The 19,926-nt window shown below is 40.1% G+C and carries 14 protein-coding genes and 1 pseudogene; 4 read left to right on the plus strand and 11 right to left on the minus strand.

Features of this window, described 5'->3' with window-relative positions; genetic code table 11:
* Window positions 1–372: 372 nt before the first annotated feature.
* A complete protein-coding gene (locus P20480_RS00545) occupies window positions 373–2,010 on the plus strand; it encodes a response regulator (protein WP_033025935.1) in 1,638 nt (545 codons plus the stop codon).
* Here P20480_RS00545 and msrB read toward each other — a convergent pair.
* From msrB to P20480_RS00510, 7 genes are all read right to left on the minus strand, one after another.
* Window positions 2,007–2,447, minus strand: coding sequence for a peptide-methionine (R)-S-oxide reductase MsrB (msrB, locus tag P20480_RS00540; RefSeq protein ID WP_006794529.1), 441 nt, complete (start codon window positions 2,445–2,447; stop codon window positions 2,007–2,009). The genes P20480_RS00545 and msrB overlap by 4 nt on opposite strands.
* A 131-nt stretch (window positions 2,448–2,578) precedes the next feature.
* Window positions 2,579–3,025, minus strand: coding sequence for a hypothetical protein (locus P20480_RS00535; protein ID WP_008133098.1), 447 nt, complete (start codon window positions 3,023–3,025; stop codon window positions 2,579–2,581).
* Window positions 3,025–3,546, minus strand: coding sequence for a DUF2919 domain-containing protein (locus P20480_RS00530; RefSeq protein WP_008133099.1), 522 nt, complete (start codon window positions 3,544–3,546; stop codon window positions 3,025–3,027). Before P20480_RS00530 ends, P20480_RS00535 begins: the two co-directional genes overlap by 1 nt.
* Before the next feature lie 10 nt (window positions 3,547–3,556).
* Complete coding sequence (gene ligA / locus P20480_RS00525) at window positions 3,557–5,575, minus strand: NAD-dependent DNA ligase LigA (protein ID WP_008133100.1); 2,019 nt, start codon at window positions 5,573–5,575, stop codon at window positions 3,557–3,559.
* Between the two features lie 77 nt (window positions 5,576–5,652).
* Complete coding sequence (gene zipA / locus P20480_RS00520) at window positions 5,653–6,420, minus strand: cell division protein ZipA (protein ID WP_008133101.1); 768 nt, start codon at window positions 6,418–6,420, stop codon at window positions 5,653–5,655.
* Window positions 6,421–6,494: 74 nt separating this feature from the next.
* A complete protein-coding gene (locus P20480_RS00515) occupies window positions 6,495–9,899 on the minus strand; it encodes a chromosome segregation SMC family protein (protein ID WP_008133102.1) in 3,405 nt (1,134 codons plus the stop codon).
* 67 nt (window positions 9,900–9,966) lie between these two features.
* Window positions 9,967–10,698, minus strand: a complete 732-nt coding sequence (locus P20480_RS00510; RefSeq protein ID WP_008133103.1) for an RNA methyltransferase — start codon at window positions 10,696–10,698, stop codon at window positions 9,967–9,969.
* Window positions 10,699–10,865: 167 nt separating this feature from the next.
* On the opposite strand from P20480_RS00510, the gene P20480_RS00505 reads away from it, so the two are divergent.
* From P20480_RS00505 to P20480_RS00495, 3 genes are read left to right on the plus strand one after another with little or no spacing between them, the layout of a single operon-like run.
* Window positions 10,866–11,975 (plus strand): YjgN family protein, encoded by a 1,110-nt coding sequence (locus tag P20480_RS00505; RefSeq protein WP_008133104.1) that lies wholly within the window; start codon window positions 10,866–10,868, stop codon window positions 11,973–11,975.
* Window positions 11,976–11,984: 9 nt separating this feature from the next.
* Entirely contained in the window at window positions 11,985–13,007 is a 1,023-nt protein-coding gene (locus P20480_RS00500) for a M48 family metallopeptidase (protein WP_008133105.1), read from the plus strand.
* Window positions 12,994–13,392 carry a DoxX-like family protein gene (locus P20480_RS00495; RefSeq protein WP_008133108.1) on the plus strand — a complete coding sequence of 133 codons (399 nt, stop codon included), beginning with the start codon at window positions 12,994–12,996 and terminating at the stop codon, window positions 13,390–13,392. Before P20480_RS00500 ends, P20480_RS00495 begins: the two co-directional genes overlap by 14 nt.
* 43 nt (window positions 13,393–13,435) lie before the next feature.
* Here P20480_RS00495 and speB read toward each other — a convergent pair whose 3' ends face one another.
* From speB to P20480_RS00480, 4 genes and pseudogenes are all read right to left on the minus strand, one after another.
* Window positions 13,436–14,365 carry an agmatinase gene (gene speB, locus P20480_RS00490; RefSeq protein WP_008133110.1) on the minus strand — a complete coding sequence of 310 codons (930 nt, stop codon included), beginning with the start codon at window positions 14,363–14,365 and terminating at the stop codon, window positions 13,436–13,438.
* A 3-nt stretch (window positions 14,366–14,368) separates the two neighbouring features.
* Window positions 14,369–16,283 (minus strand): annotated as a pseudogene (gene speA / locus P20480_RS18905) (biosynthetic arginine decarboxylase).
* 328 nt (window positions 16,284–16,611) lie between these two features.
* The gene (locus P20480_RS00485; RefSeq protein ID WP_008133117.1) at window positions 16,612–17,481 is read right to left on the minus strand and encodes an MYG1 family protein; all 870 of its coding nucleotides are present in this window, start codon (window positions 17,479–17,481) and stop codon (window positions 16,612–16,614) included.
* Window positions 17,482–17,681: 200 nt separating this feature from the next.
* Complete coding sequence (locus P20480_RS00480) at window positions 17,682–19,922, minus strand: sensor domain-containing phosphodiesterase (RefSeq protein ID WP_008133119.1); 2,241 nt, start codon at window positions 19,920–19,922, stop codon at window positions 17,682–17,684.
* Between the last annotated feature and the right edge of the window lie 4 nt (window positions 19,923–19,926).

Genomic DNA, 19,926 nt, shown 5'->3' on the forward strand with positions numbered 1-19,926 from the left:
CTACTTCCTCATATCTATTTTTAATTCCTTTCCTGTTTTTATTAAATTCCTATTTGGATAATTAGATTTATTATAAAAAGGAGCATCCCCTTTCTTTACAAGTAATGACGAAGATCACTGGCTCAAGTCCAGTAAAACCCACCAAATATAAATAGATCATTAATACCCTGCTCTAAGTTATTCTTATTCAATACCTATTCAAATACGTACATAACCCGTTATTACAGCACTGGATAAAAATGACACTTTATGACCACATAAACGTATTAGTTAAACCTAATTACCTAATAAATACAGCTAGCATTTAAATTCTCTTGTAAGCAGCTAAACTGTTGATTATAGTCTGTGTTAAAAGTGATAACGCTTAAGCCAATGCCAACTAAGATATTTTCAAAAGCCAAAATACTAATAGTCGAAGAGCAACCGCTTGCTCAAAGCTATATGAAACAATCGTTAGAAAGGCTCGGCTTTCGGCAGTTGAGTTTTGCCGATCATGCAAATTCAGCCAAAGAGCAATGTTTAAGTGAATCGTTTGATTTAATTGTTTGTTCGTTTAATTTAAACAAACACCAAGACGGTTACCAATTGTACGAAGAGCTAAGAGTAAAAAAACTTATAAAAAACTCCACTGGCTTTATCTTTATTTCAGCTGAAACAAGTGGCTCATTAGTACACAGTGTACTTGAACTTCAACCGGATGATTTTTTAGTTAAACCTTTTACAGGGCAAGAACTCAAGACCCGAATTGAACGTATTTTAAAGCGCAAACACGATCTTCAAACCGTATACACGCTTATTGATGATGGCAATGATTCAAAAGCAGTAAAATATATTGATGCCGCACTTGAAAGAAAAGACAATAATTACAGCCCTATCTTACTTCGCCTGAAAGGTGACGCTCTTCTTCGGTTAAAGCGGGCTCAAGAGGCCAAAGATTTTTTTAAATCCGTGCTCGACATTCAAAAGTTTGCCTGGGCAAAGGTGGGGCTAGTTGAAGCGCTTATAGCTAACAATGAGCACATTTTGGCGCAGCGCATGTTAAAAACCATGTTAGAACGTCAAGAAACCCGCCTTGTTGCATTAGACTTACTAGGCCGGTTAGAAATAAAACTCAATCAATTTGAATTGGCACAAGATTTTTTGAGTCAAGCTGCCACAATTGCACCACGTAATATATCGCGTCAAAAATCGTTAAGTACAGTCTCGTTAATTAATCACGACTACGAAAAAAACTACCTCACACAAAAAGATATAGCAAACTTTGCTAAGCACTCTATTTACGATCATCCCGACATATACTTAAATGCGGCTCGAGCAGGAATCGATTTTGCGTTAACAACGGATCAAACCGATCAAGTGCAGCGAATTTCAAGGCAGACAAATAAGTATATAAACGATTTAAAAACCCAATTTCCTAACAGTACGAATCAATCGCAAATTGATGTGCTTAATGCGCGGCTTCATTATTTAAAAGATGAGCATCAAAAAGCTAAAAAGCTCATTGAACAATTAGAAGATGACGACTCTATAATACGCTCAGTAGATGGTGCACTTGATAAAGCAAAAGCCTTTCATGAGCTAGGGTTTCATCAAAAGGCGCAAATGTTATTTTCGCAAATAATTAATCATTGTGAAAGACACCCAAATACCAGCGAACCCACCTACTTACGCTATATACAGCAACAACAAAGCGAACGACGTGACATTAAAATGGGGCCAAAAGAACTTAATAACCATGCGGTAACCCAATTTAACAAAGGGCAATTAAACACAGCACTTGAAGCATTTACGCATGCGTTTAGAGTTATGCCACGCAATCAAAGCATTGCACTTAATTTATTACAATGCTTGTTTGATTCGACCAAGCAAAGTGGCAGCTCATTGAATATAGGACTTGCTAAAAAATGCTACGCCTTATTGGACAAATCTGACCTGCCAGCAGATCAAGCGCAGCGCTTAGATAAAATTATGAATCAAGCAAAAGAGATGAAGCTAAACCTCAAAAACTAAAGCTTTTTCATTGCTGCACCATTAACGCAGTATCGAAGGCCCGTTGGTAGTGGGCCATCTGGAAATATATGCCCTAAATGCGCATCACACACGTTGCATACAACCTCTACACGCTCCATGCCATGGCTGACGTCGCGTACATAGCCAATTGCTTCTATCGTTGCTGGCTGAGTGAATGAAGGCCATCCTGTTCCGCTTTCAAATTTTTCGTCAGCATCAAACAATAAATTATCGCAACAAACACACACATATTTACCGGGCTCTAGTAATGTACAACTGCCAGACATATCAGGACGCTCTGTCCCTTTCATACGAGTTACGTAGTATTCGTTTTCTGATAATTGTTCACGCCATTGTTCATCGGTTTTAATGACTTTTTTACTGGGTGCAGGGTTGCCATTATTGGCAAAGTTAATCACATCTTTCCATTTCAACATAGTAACCTCATGAAAACCTGTATTACGAATAGGGTGTATAATCTGGCCTCTAGATAATTAATTTATATCAAACAAAGGTCAGGTTATATGGCTAAATCTTTTTATTGTTACGTGGATGAATGACGCCGCGATCAAGCTTGTTCAAAGGTAATAGTTTGCTTTTCTGCAGTAGTAAAAATACGCTGCATAAACGCCTCTAATTCCGCTTTTTTAACGGGTAAGCTAACACTTAGTTGCCGGTCATTATTGCTACAAATAATTAGCTCGTCATCTTTACTCACTACGCGCTCAATACTTTGTATAACCAACCAATTTGGACCATGTTTTTTATCAAAAAAGCCCATTAGGCTAAACACTAGTAAATGCTGCGCATCGCGTTGAACAAAGTGCTCTAAACGGTTTCGCGCTTTAAATAGTGGTGTAAGCCTATACATGCTTGAACAAAATACAAACACCCAAACTCCTATCAACACTTTAAACCACATAACTTCAAATAACTCAAAAGCAAACATTAAACCAATAAGCACAAAACCGGTGAGTGTAATGATTAATGCTATTTTTTTGTTTACTGAGTCCACTATGAATCCTTTTTAAGATCTTTTTTGTCATCTGATGCTTTTTCTGTTGGCTCAGGCCAATCTTTAAAAAACACGGTTAAATAACGACTTTTAACTAAATACCAAAGCACCCAAAAAACAATAACCATTTGGACCGCTAAAAAAAGTGAAAACCGGTAATGGCTATGTGCCGCTTGTACTATTAGCCACGTTAAATCTATTAGCGCGCATACAATTAATGGCCAGCGCATATACCGCCAAATACTCGCTAATCTGTCAGTGGCTTTATGTGAATCGCGAGGGCGGCGCAAGCAAAATAACAACGTAGGTAATATCGCAATACTGCCAATGGCAATAGCAATAAAAAAGTCGCTTTTAGATCTAAAAAATAACGACATTAAGTCAAGCTCTGGTCGTCGGCTCAGTGCGGCAATAACCCAAATAAAATAAGCACGCAGCAACACCACTACACTTAAGTGAAACGCAACAGGGGTGCGATAACTCCCGTATTTATCCCAGTATTGAGGTCCGTATTGGCTCATTACTATTTTCCTAGCCGTTATGCTTTTTAAGGAGCTCGATTAAATCATCCTCTGTAAGCACGTCTATCCCCAAATCTTGAGCCTTTGTGAGTTTAGAACCGGCTTTTTCACCCGCTACTAAAGCATCAGTTTTAGCAGATACACTACCTGACACCTTTGCACCTAGCTGTTGTAAGCGCGCTTTAGCATCATTGCGGTTAAGCGTATTGAGGGTACCTGTAAGTACATAAGTAAGCCCCGCTAACGGTTGCTCATCCTCTGACGGTGCGCTTAGCGCAGGCCAATGAACACCTTGCTCGATAAGCGCATTGACCACCGCTAAATTGTGCTCTTCATCAAAAAAACCTCGTACATGCGATGCTACAATATCGCCTACATCGCTTACTTGTGTGAGGCTTTCAACACTAGCACTAATAATATTCTCTAGCGTTAAAAAGTGATTCGCTAAATTTTGTGCCGTAGCCTCACCGGCTTCTCGAATACCCAGTGAATATAAAAATTTAGCAAGCGTAGTAGCTTTTGCTTCATTTAAAGCAGTAACTAAGTTTTTAGCCGATTTAGGCCCCATGCGCTCAAGTGATTCAAAGTGACCTTGCTTTAATATAAATAAATCAGCCGGAGTTTTTATAAGCTCACGGTCCACTAATTGATCAACAATTTTATCGCCAAGACCATCTATATCTAGTGCCTTACGCGAGGCAAAGTGCTTTATAGCTTGCTTGCGCTGAGCGGGGCATACTAGGCCACCAGTACAACGGGCTACAGCTTCCCCTTCTACTTTTTCTACATGGGAGTCACAAATAGGGCAAGCTGATGGAAACACAATGTCTCTTGCATCTGTGGGCCTGCGTTCAAGCACAACTTGTGTTATCTGCGGAATCACATCACCAGCACGGCGTATAATCACTGTATCGCCGACTTTCACGCCTAACCGAGCAATTTCATCACCATTGTGAAGCGTTGCATTAGACACCGTTACACCGCCTACAAACACAGGTTCTAAACGAGCAACAGGCGTAATTGCACCTGTACGACCAACTTGAAATTCTACATCAAGGAGTTGAGTGACTTCCTCTTGCGCCGGAAATTTATAGGCAATAGCCCAACGAGGTGCCCGCGCTACAAAGCCTAAACGCTCTTGTAGGGCTTTTTTATTAACTTTTATTACTACGCCGTCAATTTCATATTTAAGCTCACTGCGACGCGTTAAAATATCATCATAATAATCAAGTGCAGCTTGTGGCCCTTCCACCAGCTTTGTTTCTGGACAAAGGGGTAAGCCCCAATCAGTTAGCTTTTCTAATTGCTGAAAGTGATCCTCAGGGATTGAGCCATCAGCAACCAAACCAGTACTGTATGCATAAAACATCAGTGGGCGTTTTGCGGTAATTTTAGAGTCTAGCTGGCGTAGGCTACCTGCCGCCGCATTACGTGGATTTACAAATACTTTTTCGCCACGCTTTTGCGCTTCATTGTTTAGCTTTTCAAACCCAGCGCTGTCCATAAATACTTCACCGCGCACTTCAAGCTCTTTGGGGTAGTCACCACGCAACTTAAGGGGAACGTTACGAATTGTTTTTACATTTTGAGTAATATTCTCACCTGTAAAGCCATCACCCCGTGTTGCAGCTTGTACCAACACTCCATCACGATAAATAATAGATACCGCTAACCCATCAAGTTTTGGCTCACAGCAAAAAGTTAGCTCATCGGTGCTCATTAAGCGCTCTTTAATTCGGCGATTAAAGCCCGTAAATTCATCTTCGCTAAACGCATTATCAAGCGATAGCATTGGCACTTGATGAGCAACTTGCTCAAATTTACTAAGCGCTGCACCACCTACTTTTTGAGTCGGTGAGTCAGCAGATAAAAATTCAGGGTTTTGTGTTTCAAGCGCACTGAGTTCGCGTAATAGCCTATCGTATTCAGCATCGGGAATGCTTGGGGTATCAAGCACATAATAATTATAATTGTGCTGCTCTAATAGGGTACGAAGATGATTAATTTGCTCACTAATGCTGCTAGACATTTAAACCTCAAAAAACATAAAAAAGCCACTTTGACGATATCGCCCAGTGGCTTATAAAAATTATATATTACAAATTGTTACGCTGAAAAAGCACGAACCTGCTCAACATATTGCCTTACACGCTCAACACTCATTTCTTCGCGTTCTGCGTCTAATATGTGCGCACCAAATTCGTCGGCTATTTTTTTAGCCGCACTGTGCAACATATTAAAGGCTGCTAGTCCGTCACCGTCACACGGCAAGGTCATAAATAAGCTAACACCTGCGGTGCTAAACTGTTCCATATTGTCTATATCGAAAGTACCTGGGTTGTACATATTAACTAATCTAAACAACACAGGCCCTTGGCCTGCAGGGTCTAAATGACGATTAAAAAAGCCTTCTTCAGAATATTTAAAACCAAGCGTATTCACAGCAGGTAATAACTTACTGCCTTGCATAGTTAACCCTTCTGGCATTTGTATATGTACAATAACAAAATCGGGTACTGGCTCTTTTGGTTGTTCATTAGTTTGCTCAACCGACTCTAAATCGTCAACAACACTCAGGTCATCTTCAATAGGAACCTCTGACGCGCTGGGCTCAATTTGAGGCTCATTAGCATCAAAGTTAAGTTCACCTAGCTGTGGTTCGTCACGCTCACTAATTACCGGCTCTTTTGGCTCAGCTTTTTGACTATATGAATGAGAGGAAGCTGTTTGGCTTTCTTGGAGTGGTTCAACCCGTTCATTAACGGACGTATCTGGGCTCTCTTTTTTTCTTACAGACCATAAACCATGGACTAATAAGCCACCAATGACAATCACACTGATAATGATTAAAACCCATCTTAATTGTTCGGCCATCCCCTCACCTTTTATTATTTGTTATGCCTAAAACCTGTATAGTAATTAAAAACTAATACACGTGTTATAAAAATTTATGCGTGTGCAAGTTGCACCGCTTGTTCAATATCTACTGCAACCATTCGAGATACACCCGGCTCTGCCATAGTCACACCGGTTAAACGCCCCGCCATCTCCATTGCAATTTTGTTATGACTTATATAAATAAATTGCACTGATTGTGACATTTCTTCCACCAAACGGCAAAAGCGAACAACGTTTGCGTCATCTAATGGTGCGTCAACTTCATCCAGCATACAAAACGGGGCTGGATTTAGCCTGAATATAGAAAACACTAATGATAATGCCGTCAGCGCTTTTTCTCCACCACTTAACAAGTGAATAGTTGAATTTTTCTTACCTGGCGGCCGTGCCATTATACTAACACCACTTTCAAGTAAATCGTCACTGGTTAATTCCAAATACGCACTCCCTCCACCAAAAACTTTAGGAAACAGCTGTGCAAAGTCTTCATTAACTTGATCAAACGTGGCTTTAAAGCGTGTTTTTGTCTCGGTATCTATTTTCCGAATAGCCCCTTCAAGGGTATTTAACGCTTTAGTTAAATCCTCTAACTGATTATCTAAATACTCACTGCGCTGTTTTGCAACATCAAACTCTTCTATAGCTGCTAAGTTAACCGCACCCAGCTTATCTAGCTGATTCGTAATACCTGTTAATTGGTTTTGCGCTGCATTTAGGGTTAAGTCGTCAGGTAATGTTTCAAGTACGGCTTTTAAGCTTTGTTTAAGCTCTTCTAATGGCTCAAGTGCAGCTTGTGCCTTTATTAATAAGCTCTGCTCTTCAAGTGTTAATTTTTGATGTTGTTCTTGAAGCCCTTGCAGCTCACCTTGCGAATTTTTAAGGCTAGCTTGCTTTGTATGTAAGGCGTCTTTGGCTTGTGATAAATCGTTTTGCAATTGCGTTAATCGTTGTTCGCCTTGCTGATGCTTTTCTAGTAAGGTTGAGATTGATTCACTAAGTGTTTCTTCTGGAATAAGTAACGCCTCTATTTCCAAAACTAAATCTTCAGCTCCTTGTTTTGCCTCTTCATAGGCTTGCGCTGCATGGCTCAGTTTTGTTTGACTTAACTGCCATTCACTACGTGCTTTTTGCTGACTTAAGCTTGCCTGATGAGCCTGCGTTTTGTATTGCTCCAATGCGCTGAGTGCTTGGCTATAATTTTTATCGCTGAGCATGCGCTCATCATTCGCAATCTCAGTTTCATCTGTTAAATTTAATTGCTGCTCAACAAATAGTTCATATTGCTCGGTTTGTTCATCAAGCTGCTTATTGAGTTGCACCAGTGACGCACTTATCGCTTGCTCTTGTGTTTTTATTTTTGATAGCTGATGTTGATGTTGAGTAACTTGCTCTGTGAGCATATCGCTTCGGGTACTTGAAATAGCAATTTGTTGAGCAAGCTGATGAATAACGTCTTTGAGTGCTTTTTGTTCGGTATTAAGCTCTGCTTGTATTATAGTGTATTGTTCAAGCTCACTTTTGACCTGTTCAAGCTGACTTTTAACATCTGTGATCTCATGGGTGTGCGCGTGAAGTTGCTTATGCTTTATTAGCAATGAATTGTCGGTGTTACTGTCTGCGTTTACGTGCCAATTACGACCATGCAATTCGCCTTTTTTATCCATTATCGCAATGTAATAGTCATCATGTAGCATAGTTAAATCGGCGTGTTCGCTATAGCCAATTCGCGTGAGTAAGTCAGGGTAAACGCCAGCGGTAATATAATCTGCCAAGCTTGCCTTAAGTGAAGGCTGACTGCTTGGCCATATACTATTAGTTGATTGCTGCTCTGTTACACTTAAATGCGTGAGCGACTTAAGTGCTTGCTCTATTAGTGGCTCAAAACCATCTTGCACTATGAGCTGACTTAAAACCCCAGTTGAGTTAGTGACCTCTTCATCTAACCCCAATGCACTTTTAAGCCCAGCAATACGGGCGTTTAGTTCATTTTCTTTCTGTGTCAGTGTTTTATGATTGTCTTGAGTTTCATCAACCAGCCTATTTTGCTGAGTCAATTTAACTTCACATTGCGCAAGCGCGCTTTGGTTTTTTGCAAGCGCCTCAGTGAGTGCTTGGCGCTGCTGTTTTTGCTCGGCCAGCTGCTGTTCTACATTATTATTTTTTAGTTCATCAAGCTGTAAATTTAATTGGCTAAGTTGCTCATTAACATGATTTATTTGCTGTTGCGTGTGCTTTATTTCACTACTTTGCGACTGCACCTGAGTGGTAAGGTGTTGCTGTTGTTCGTTGAGTGTTTGCCAATTCGAATAACTTCGCTGCTTAGTACCCTGTAACCCCTCAAGCTCAAATGACAATTCACTCACTTGCTCTTCGCACATTAAACTGCTTTCTATTGCCTCTTGCAGTGCTTCATCAAGTTCTTCGCATATATGCTGCTGTTGCGCTTTTTGCTCAAGGCTATCTGTTTGGCGTTGTTGTAATTTTATTAAGCTTTGTTTAAGTGACTGTATTTGTTGTTTAACACTAATTTTTTGCTGTTCGGCTCGAGTTAACTCGGTATGAGTAATATGTTGCTGGTGCTGCGCATCACTTAATTTATCTTGCTGAGCTTGTACCTCTCCTTCAAGTGTTGCAAGCACATCATCGAGCCCTGAGTGAGCCGTTTTAAAAAAGCTTATTTGCTCATTAAGCTTTTTAATTTGCTCGCTTTTGTCTACTTGTTGTTGATGCAGTTTTTGCCATTTTAATACAGCTACTTGACCTTTTAATGTGCGCTCTGTTGCTTTAAGTTCACGGTATTTTTTAGCATCAAGTGACTGAACAGCCAATTTATCGAGCTGGCTTTGTAACTCTTTACGAACATCTAATAAACGTTCTAAATTTTCTCGGGTACTTTTAATCCGTGTTTGCGTTTCGCGGCGACGCTCTTTGTATTTAGATACGCCCGCAGCTTCTTCTAAAAACACGCGAAGTTCATGAGGTTTACTTTCAATTAAGCGCGATATCATCCCTTGCTCAATAATCGCATAACTGCGAGGACCAAGCCCAGTGCCTAAAAATATATCAGTTATGTCACGCTTGCGGCATTTGCTGCCATTTAAAAAGTACAACGATTGGCCATCACGTGTTACTAAACGCTTAATCGCTATTTGGTTTCTATCGGCAAAGGTGCTTTTTAATTCTTGCTCGCCTAGCGAGTTATCAAAAATCAGCTCTACAGAGGCTTGCGAAATGGCTTTTCGATTAGTTGAGCCGTTAAAAATAACATCTGTCATGGCATCGCCACGCAAGTTTTTAGCTGAGCTTTCTCCAAGCACCCATCTTACCGCATCAATCACATTAGATTTACCGCAGCCGTTTGGCCCAACAACGCAGGTCATTTGATCTGGAAACGGTATTTTAGTGGGCTCTACAAACGATTTGAAGCCCGCTAATTTAATAGTGCTTAAGCGCATCTTGTTGTTTTACCAATTTATTATTGTTGTTATTCATGGGCAATTTAACTCAAAGAACACACGTTTGTTAAGCTTGACGTTTAAAATTATCTAAAATAATCCCAGTAGCCATAGCAACATTGAGCGACTCGGCCTCACCAAATGCAGGAATTGTTATTTTATCGGTTACTAAACCCGCACAGGCTTGTCGTATGCCATGAGATTCGCTCCCCATTAACAATACACCTTCGCCATTAAACTGTGTTTTGTGTACGCTTTGGCCATCTAAAAACGCACCGTAAATTGGTAACCTGAGTGTTTGTAGGTAAGCAGGCAAATCGACCTGACTAACTGAAACTCTTACAAATGACCCCATTGTGGCGCTAATTGTTTTTGGGTTATAGGCATCTGCACTGTCTGTGCTGGTTACAATGTGTTTAATACCATACCAGTCTGCCACTCTTATTATTGTGCCTAAATTGCCAGGATCAGACACGCCATCAAGGGCCAATATTAACCCTTTTATTGTGGGTAAGTCGGCTTTTGGCATATCAACAATTGCAATAGCGGCATTATTACTTACAAGCGTGCTCGCTTTAGTAAGAACGTCCTCATCAGCTTCAATGATATGGGTGCTTGGAAAACAGCTTTGATGAGCATTTATAAATGCCGAAGTTGCAAATACATCAACTGCGTTTAGTGAACTATTAAGCAACTCAAGTACGTTTTTTTCGCCTTGTACAAGGTATTGATTATATTGCTTTCGGTACTTTTTTTGGCCAAGTTGGCGAATAAGTTTGAGTTGGTTTTTTGAAATCATAACAGCCCCATAAAATTATCCGCCCAGTATAACAGAGTTCATTATAAAAAATGTATCAACTAGTTTGAACTCACCTTAGAGATTAAAAGTCCGATTGCAGGGATAAATATTGAGTTTTGCACTTAAAATCGGTAAATTAACAAAAAAACAACATGGAATGGCTTTTAATGGAATCAACACACCCAACCCCTTCACAATCAAACGAATCGAGCGCGAATCCACTTACCCCGCTATCTAGCTCTAAAGTACAATTTAGTGGCAAAGGCGGTGAGTTTTTTGGTATTTGGATAGTTAATATCTTACTAAGCGTACTAACATTGGGCATTTATTCTGCCTGGGCAAAAGTGCGTACAATGCGCTATTTTTATGGGCATACTCGTATAGATGGCCACAGCTTTGACTACTTAGCTACTCCAATGCAAATTTTAAAAGGCCGTATTTTAGCGGTCATTGTATTTTTAATTTACACCTTTGCTGTCAGCTTTCTTCCACTCATAGGCTTCTTATTTGCCATCGCTTTTATTTTTTTAATGCCGTGGATTATTAACCAAGGCTTACGTTTTAATATGCGTATGACCCGTCATCGTAATGTGCGTTTTTCGTTTAAAGGAGATTACGGCGAAGCCTTCATTAACTTTATTCTATTACCGATTGCCAGTGTATTTACACTTTATTTATTAATGCCTTATGTTTTAAAGCGCATAGATACTTACATTCATAGTAATATTAGCTATGGCAATAAGCCATTAAGCGTAAAGCTTAAAGGTGAAACTTATTACCTAACAGCCCTTATTTGCTTTGTGGTGAGCTCTATCACCATGGTAATATTTATGGCTATTTTAGGACTATTTGGACTTGATTTACTCAATGTAGAAAACCAACAAGCAGCTCAAGACCCTGCAAAAATGGGGGTTATGTTTGGTGGGTTAATGATTGCTTACGTCGTGATGATTGCCATAGTAACCGCGGTATGGAAAGCGGCAATTAGAAATCATATTTTTAATAATAGCCAATTTGAAGATGTAGCATCGTTTAAATCTGAGCTTAAACCTATTCCTTACGCCATTTTACTTTTAACCAACATGTTAGCTATTGTGTTTTCATTAGGGCTTGCTTACCCCTGGACACAAATTCGTACATCAAAAATGCTTGCCGAGGCTACAACCGTTGATATATACCCTGGCGCATTAAACTTAATAGATACAACGCAAGAGCAGCAATCATCCTTTGCTGAGGAAGCGGCTAACGTATTTGATATTGATTTGTCGTTAACATAAGAGTTTATTATGAACGTTCAGGGACATTATTTTCCAAACGCTTCGAGTAATTATCAGCTGTGTGTCGCTAAAATTAGCGGCTCACACGTTGAAATTAATCACGGTAACGACGAACCTGTCCGCTATGCAATTAACGAACTTAATTTAAGTTCGGCGATTGCAGGTCTTGCCGACGAACTAAGCTTTGACGATGGTGGTCGCTTTATTCCGCTTGATGTAGATTTTAGGTGGCCATTTAACGCTAAAAATCATCACTCACTAGAGCGGCTTGAAAAAAATAAGTGGGCTATTATTGCAGCAATTGTAGTTACACCTCTTTTTATGTGGTTAATGCTATACAAAGTTGTGCCCGCAATTGCTGTTTACAGTGTTGATACTCTACCGCATAGCGTTGTTGAACAAATGGGTGAGCAAAGTTTTGCTGTAATTAAAAAATTAGCACTCGACCCAACAGAGTTACCTGACGAACAACAAGCCAGAGTTCAGCGACACTTTAAGACTATGCTTGATGAGCTTGCACTTGAAAAGTCGGTGTACAGGCTTTCGTTTTATAAATCCCAAAGCTTTGGTGCTAATGCGTTTGCACTCCCTCATGGCCGAATTGTGGTCACAGATGAATTAGCTAATTTACTGGCCGATAAGCCCAATGCACTAAAAGCAGTGTTACTTCACGAAATTGGCCATGTCGTACACCAGCATAGTGTTCGCATAACAGCACAATCGGCAGCAAGTACGATTGTACTTGCCGTTATATTCGGTGATTTAGAGGGAATAGCTGAGGTTGCCTTGGGGACTGGTGCCTCGTTTGCCCAACAAGGCTTTTCGCGAGATATGGAACGAGAAGCCGACAGTTATGCATTAACACAACTAGAAAACTTAGGCTATTCAAGCAACGATTTCGCCGATGCAATTGAAGCTTTGCAAAGTGCGCATACCACTGAAAACGAACACCTTAAAAAGGTAAATAACTTACTCGAATACTTATCAAGCCACCCCAGCTCACAGGAGCGAATAGATAATGCTAGGAAATAACCGCGGTTATCTACAAATTGCACGCTATATTGTGGGGTTGAGTTGGATGTATCATGGCTTTTTTCCAAAGATTTATCACGTTGCCCCTCTTGAAAAGTTAATGACTGGCAGTGCTGGCTATTCTGCACAAGTGTCTGATTTGATTACGCGTGGTGCCGGTATTGCTGAGGTTATTTTTGGGCTGTTACTTATTATATTTTATAAAAATAAACAGCTAGTTTGGTTAAATATTTTCTTATTATGCGGCCTGTTAGGGGCCGTTGCGGTCATGCAGCCAAATTTGTTAATAGAAGCATTTAATCCAGTTACTACCAACTTACCGCTTATTGCCTTGAGCTTTATATGGCTGAAAGAAATAAAACTCTTGAGTAATCGATACCTCTAAATAATAAAAGAGGATTTACATCCTCTTTTATTATTGGGGCACTTTAGAGTGAGTACTTATTTTTATGTGTCCACAAATGCAATAACTCGCTCGCAATTGTTGCTGCGGCAATAGCGGTAAGCTCACTTTGGTCATACGACGGTGATACCTCTACCACATCCATTCCCACCATATTTATACCTTTAAGCGCGCGCAGTATTTTAAGCACTTTATCTGATGTTAAACCACCACAAACCGGTGTGCCTGTACCTGGTGCAAATGCCGGGTCAAGGCAGTCTATATCAAACGTTAGGTAAACGGGTAAGTCGCCTACCCGCTCGCGTATTTGCGCTGCTATTTCATTGGCGTGCAAATCGTTAGCTTGCATTGCATCAATCACTGCAAACTCATGCTTTGATTGGTCAAAGTCGGTACGAATACCTATTTGTATGCTGTGCTCTACATCAATCAGCCCTTCCATGGGTGCATGATAAAACATAGTGCCGTGATCAAAACGCGAGCCATTGCTGTATGTATCAGTGTGCGCATCAAAATGAATCAGTGCCATTTTGCCATGTATTTTTGCATGCGCGCGCAATAGCGGAAGCGTTACAAAGTGATCGCCCCCAAGGCCTAACAGCGCTGCCCCTTGGCGAAGTATTTGCTCTGCGGCCATTTCTAGTTGTGCCGTAAAATACTCAGGATCGCCTACCGGATAAGTAAAGTCCCCCGCATCAGCAACCGTTAAACGCTCAAACAAAGGAAATGTCCACGGATATTTAGTGTCTTCCCAGGCTAAATGTACCGACGCTCTGCGAATGGCATCGGGCCCTAAGCGAGCACCGGGACGGCCCGATGTTGCTAAGTCAAACGGTAAGCCTAGTACAACGACATCTGCATCAATGGCATTAATATTTTGCACCATAGGACGACGTAAAAACGTCATCCCGTTTGAATACAATGAGTGGTCAACATGACCAAACAAGCTAGACATTGCTTATAACTCTTCTAAATAAGTGTAGCCATTAAGGCCGTTTTGCAACTCGTCTAAAACGCTTTGCTGTTCATTTTTATCTATTTTTGCAGACACTAACTGCGCGTACGACTGCTGAAAGCTCTCAACATCTAAATGCACATAGCGCATCATATCGGCCACCGTATCGCCTTGATTTATTTCGCTGATACTGGCAACGCCTTGCTCATCCATATTGATAATAGCGCTGTGCGTATCGCCAAATAAATTGTGCATATCACCTAAAATTTCTTGGTACGCACCCACTAAGAAAAAGCCCATTAAGTAAGGCTTATCTGCACTGTACTCAGGCACCGGTAAAGTGCTTTCAATGCCTTGACCATCAACATAGTGCTCAAGTGCACCGTCTGAATCACAGGTTATATCAAGTAATACAGCACGTTTTTTTGGTGCTTCGGTTAAGCCACTTAATGGCAATACCGGAAACACTTGATCAATCCCCCACGCATCAGGCAATGATTGAAAAAGCGAAAAGTTTACAAAAAACTTATCGGCTAAACGCGCATTTAACTCATCAATAATTGGACGATAGTAAACGGTTTTTGTTATCCATGTGTTTGTTAAGCTCATAACAAATACGTAAGTTAACTTGCTCTGCCCACGCACGCTGCGTTAAATCTAAAAGCCCAAGTGCAAACTGGTTATGTGCCTCTGCTAAATCCCCTTGGCTGTCGTGATAAATTTCAATCAGTGCGCGGTCATCTGTTAAATCGGTTAACTGCACAAACGATGCCCACATATTATTTAATAAAAGCGGTGCATCGCCAGCAGGCGCTTTTAGCTCCTCTGGTACGTAGCTTTCTGTGCCTATAACATTAGATATAAGCACCGCATGATGCGCTGTTAGTGCACGCCCCGACTCAGAAATAATCGTCGGCATGGGCTGCGCGTACTGCTTACACGTATCACCTATGGTGTACACAATGTTATTTGCATACTCAGCTAAGCTGTAATTCATTGAGTTATGCGATTGGCTGCGTGTACCGTCGTAATCAATAGCTAAACCGCCCCCTACATCTAAGCACTCAATGCTTGCACCTAATTTGCGTAGCTCACAGTAAAAACGCGCGGCTTCGCTCACACCTAAACGCACATCACGAATGTTTGCCATTTGCGAGCCTAAGTGAAAATGCACAAGTTGCATTAAATCAAGTTGGCCTGCCTCTTTTAAACGGTTTACTACATGTAAAACTTGCGACGCTGATAAACCAAATTTAGATTTTTCACCGCCACTTGCTTGCCACTTACCTTTGCCCTGCGATGCTAAACGAACGCGAATACCAATACGCGGTTTAACATTTAGCGCTTTTGCTTGGCTAAGTACCATGTCGAGCTCAGAGAGCTTTTCAAGCACTATGTATACTTTGTGGCCTAGCTTTTCGCCAATCAGTGCTAAGCGCACATATTCTTTATCTTTGTAGCCATTACATACAATTACTGCACTGGTTTTTTCTGCCATTGCCAAAACAGTTAATAGCTCTGGTTTGCTGCCCGCCTCAAGTCCTAATTGTTTTTTTTCTAATTCGGCTTGGCTTGCTACTATTTCTTCAACCACTTCACGTTGTTGGTTTACTTTAATTGGGTAAACTAATAAGTAGTCTTTTGGGTAACCATAGTTTTCAATCGCGGTATTAAATGCGCCACATAAACTGTGCACACGATGATGTAAAATTTGTGGAAAGCGCACTAAAGCCGGTAAGCTTAAGCCTTTTTCTTGAAGTTGTTTTGCAATATCTGTCAGTGCAATAGTTTGCTCTGGGGCGTGAGCCTTTGGGGCAACATACACATCACCTTGATCATTAATACCAAAAAAACCTTGGCTCCAATGACGAACATTGTAACTCGTGCGAGCTTGTTCTAGTGATGTTGTCTCTTTCATTTATCTTTCTCTTTTATTTAATGAATGCCGGTTCGGCTAATTGCGCGCATTAAAAGAAAAATAGACCTTTAAGTCCAACAAGTATTTTTACTCGTAACGAGTGATTTTTAATATTAAAAATAAATAGTAAAGAGCATGACCAACAAAACCTTATTTTATTGGGCCTAGCTTTAAGAAAAGCTCAGATTGGTAACACACTTATATATTGAGGGGTAATGTTAGGTGTGGTTTAAACAACTGCGTAGGAGCAAATTAATTACTTAGCCTGAAGTCTGCTTTAGAGATTTGATTTCAGAATCAGGCTAATTAACTATTGAAGCTAAATCATTTATTCAGCTAACGCCACTTCGGCAAGCTTCATTGTGCTCTCAAATGATTTAGTGCCAGCAATAAATAGCCCATTGTGACAAAAAACAGCGTCGTCTAATCCCGTTTGTGCTTGGAAATCTTCATCAGATAAACCAGCCCATGCTTTAGGAAGCGACTTTCTATCTTCAAACGAGCCGGGCTCGACAGGGACTGTTTGAAGTATCCATTGGCTTGAATGCGAAGGGTAAACCATGTACAACGCTTCGCTTGACAAAATATGGACTGTTTTTTTCCATGGCGTGTACTTTTCAAGCACAATAACGCGAGGATCTTCCGCGCTTTCTATCGCTTTAGCGACAATTGCTTTTGCATTGACACTGCCACTTGCTGACGCTATAAATCGAGTCAGCATACGAGAAGCAAACTCGACAGCTTCATCAAAGCACTTATCAAACTCTGGGCTCTCTTCCCACGTTGGGTTATACATTGAAATTGTTTGACTTAAACTTATACCCTGCTGAACACCCTCAACATGACCACAATCAATTGCATCAATGGTTGAAACTAATCCTGCATCAACTCTGTCTGCAACTGCTTGATTATTGTCACACAGTGCTAAACCATACTTTTGCCACACCAATCCAAATGACGAGTACGGTATTCCATTTTCACGCTCCCCAGCGCCACCACGTTGGTGATGATCAAAACGTCCAGCATCTGGATCGTATTGCCCACCTACATCAATCACTATATCAGCACTGTCCATAAGCGCTTTATCACGTGTACGTACTAAATTAAACGAAGGATAGACATGTTTAAGCACCGCGATGCTAAATACATCATCGGCATGAAAATTACCGTTATGAGTAACTACTGTTAAATCGGTCACTGAACTGGCGTCTTGATTAGAAAGGATAAGTAAGTCTCGCTCTGTATTGCGTTAATTGTGAAAACTAAAGGACATTAAATAGTGAATTTTATACGAATGTAACTAACAAGAACAGGGTTCTTGTTAGTCGTTTTGATACTACGACAGACTCCAGCCAAATTACCAAAGCATGTTAATTTAAAATTGAAGGTGTCTACATTTTAATAAGACTGATGCCAGCGTAAATAATCATCGAAGTTCATAGGTTTAGCAATTAAATAGCCTTGAATCATGTCAACGCTCATTGTTTTAAGTACGGTAAATTGTTCTTCGGTTTCAACACCTTCAGCAACAACTGTTAAGTTAAGGCTTTTACCTAAATTAATAATGGTTTGCACAATACTAAACCCTGTGCCTTTATCTAATATTTTATCTATAAAGCTTTTATCTACTTTTAATTCATTCACCGAAAACGAGCTCAAATGCGTTAAACACGAATAGCCTGTACCAAAGTCATCTATTGAAAAAATAAAACCTTGCTGCTTTAACTCATCAATTTGCGATATTACGCTGGCTATATCGCCGCTAAGCATAGACTCTGTGATCTCTAACTTAATATTCGATGGATTAACATTATAATCATTAACAACATTTAATAATTCCGTTTTTAACGTCGTTGAATTGAACTGGACTTGACTGATGTTGATAGACACTTTAAATGAATCATCAATCAGCTGCTTGCTATTAAGCTCATTTATTAGAATACAAATATCACGCAGAACGGTGTTTTGGAGCTTTTGAATAACCCCATTTTGCTCAGCGATTGGAATAAAGTCATTAGGCGCAATCAGCCCCTTACTTGGGTGATGCCATCTAATTAAAGCCTCAGCACCCGTAATTTTACCATTTGCATTTATTTGCGGCTGAAAATACGCACTAAACTCATCGTGTGCAATGGCTCTTACAATATCGGTTTCAAGTTCGGCCTGATTTTCAAGCAATGCTTGTAACTCGGGATCATAAAAGCTGCAGCTATTGCCGTTTTTCATTTTAGAACGGTACATAGCCGTATCAGCAAATTTAAGAATGTTATCGGTTAAATGGTTGCTTTTATCTATTAAACAAATACCAATGCTACAACTGACCTGAAAGGCTAAGCGGCCCACTTCAAATTTATCATAAAAAACACTTTGTATTATTTTTGCTATTTTTTCAGACTCTAAAATTGCACTTTCGGTATTATCACCAACATATTCAAGCAATATAATAAACTCATCGCCACCAACACGCGCTAATGTATCTTTTTCACCAACAACACCATTAAATCGTTTTGAAAGCTCTACTAGAACTTCATCACCCGCGCTATGGCCTACTGAGTCGTTTATTCGTTTAAAGTTATCTAAATCTAGAAATAATAACGCACCGGTCACATCGCTTTGCTTTATATTCTCAACATAGGCTGATAATTTGTCATTCAGCATTCGTCTATTTGGCAAACCTGTTAATGGGTCATAAAAGGCAAGCCTTTCTACTTCTAGCTCTGCTTTTTTTCTTGTTGTTATATCGCGTGCAACCCAAACAATATAACGCTGAGATGGGTTATCTGACTGGTAATCTTTAATGGGTGATGTACGACCTTCAAAAACCATTATTTTGCCGTCGATATCTAATTCATATTCAAAAACTTGAACATCATTTGTGAGCAATGTTTTATTTATTACCGCCATTATTGATGTGGCATCTTCAGCAGGCATTACATCATTAATTTTTTTATTTATTAAGTCAGATTGTGATTTGTATAAAAGCGCGTCGGTGGTGCCATAAATATCCATATACTCACCCTCTTCACTAATAATAAGTGTTAAATCGGGCATAACCTTTGTAAAAGCAGCAAATTTTTCATTACTTTTTTCTAAATCAGTAATGAGCTGGTTAGCTTTTATGTACTCTGCATTTTTTTCAAGTGCAATACTTGTGAAATTTACAAAATAGTCGATTAATTCAAGTTCGAAAGGTGAAGGCTTTTTGGGCTTATCGTGGTAAATGGCAAACGTACCTAAAATACTAGATTTAGTTGAAATAACAGGGGTAGACCAACACGACTGCAATCCAAACTGTAAAGCGACGTCTTTAAAATCAGCCCACAACGATGAATTAGCTATGTCTTCAACAATAACGCGCTCACCTGAATACGCAGCAGTACCGCACGAGCCAACATTTGGACCTATATGAACCCCATTGATTGCCTGACAATAACCATCCTCAATGTTAGGCGCGGCACAGTGCAGCAATTGCCCTTTGTTTAGTGACAAAATAGAACATTTAGCAGATTTTTCATCAATAAGTTCTTCTATCGATAAGCATATCTCGTCAAGGACATCCTCAAACGGGAGCCCAAGCGCTATTTTAGATAAAATATCTTGCTGATGGGATAACAACTTATTTAATCTAACTGTTTCCATTTGA

The organism is Pseudoalteromonas sp. BSi20480 (assembly GCF_000241365.1).
GTDB lineage: Bacteria > Pseudomonadota > Gammaproteobacteria > Enterobacterales > Alteromonadaceae > Pseudoalteromonas > Pseudoalteromonas marina.

Coding starts and splice junctions, on each gene's coding strand:
- P20480_RS00545 (WP_033025935.1), top strand. CDS start 373: ATGCCAACTAAGATATTTTCAAAAGCCAAAATACTAATAGTCGAAGAG.
- msrB (WP_006794529.1), bottom strand. CDS start 2,447: ATGTTGAAATGGAAAGATGTGATTAACTTTGCCAATAATGGCAACCCT.
- P20480_RS00530 (WP_008133099.1), bottom strand. CDS start 3,546: ATGAGCCAATACGGACCTCAATACTGGGATAAATACGGGAGTTATCGC.
- ligA (WP_008133100.1), bottom strand. CDS start 5,575: ATGTCTAGCAGCATTAGTGAGCAAATTAATCATCTTCGTACCCTATTA.
- zipA (WP_008133101.1), bottom strand. CDS start 6,420: ATGGCCGAACAATTAAGATGGGTTTTAATCATTATCAGTGTGATTGTC.
- P20480_RS00515 (WP_008133102.1), bottom strand. CDS start 9,899: ATGCGCTTAAGCACTATTAAATTAGCGGGCTTCAAATCGTTTGTAGAG.
- P20480_RS00510 (WP_008133103.1), bottom strand. CDS start 10,698: ATGATTTCAAAAAACCAACTCAAACTTATTCGCCAACTTGGCCAAAAA.
- P20480_RS00505 (WP_008133104.1), top strand. CDS start 10,866: ATGGAATCAACACACCCAACCCCTTCACAATCAAACGAATCGAGCGCG.
- P20480_RS00500 (WP_008133105.1), top strand. CDS start 11,985: ATGAACGTTCAGGGACATTATTTTCCAAACGCTTCGAGTAATTATCAG.
- P20480_RS00495 (WP_008133108.1), top strand. CDS start 12,994: ATGCTAGGAAATAACCGCGGTTATCTACAAATTGCACGCTATATTGTG.
- speB (WP_008133110.1), bottom strand. CDS start 14,365: ATGTCTAGCTTGTTTGGTCATGTTGACCACTCATTGTATTCAAACGGG.
- P20480_RS00480 (WP_008133119.1), bottom strand. CDS start 19,922: ATGGAAACAGTTAGATTAAATAAGTTGTTATCCCATCAGCAAGATATT.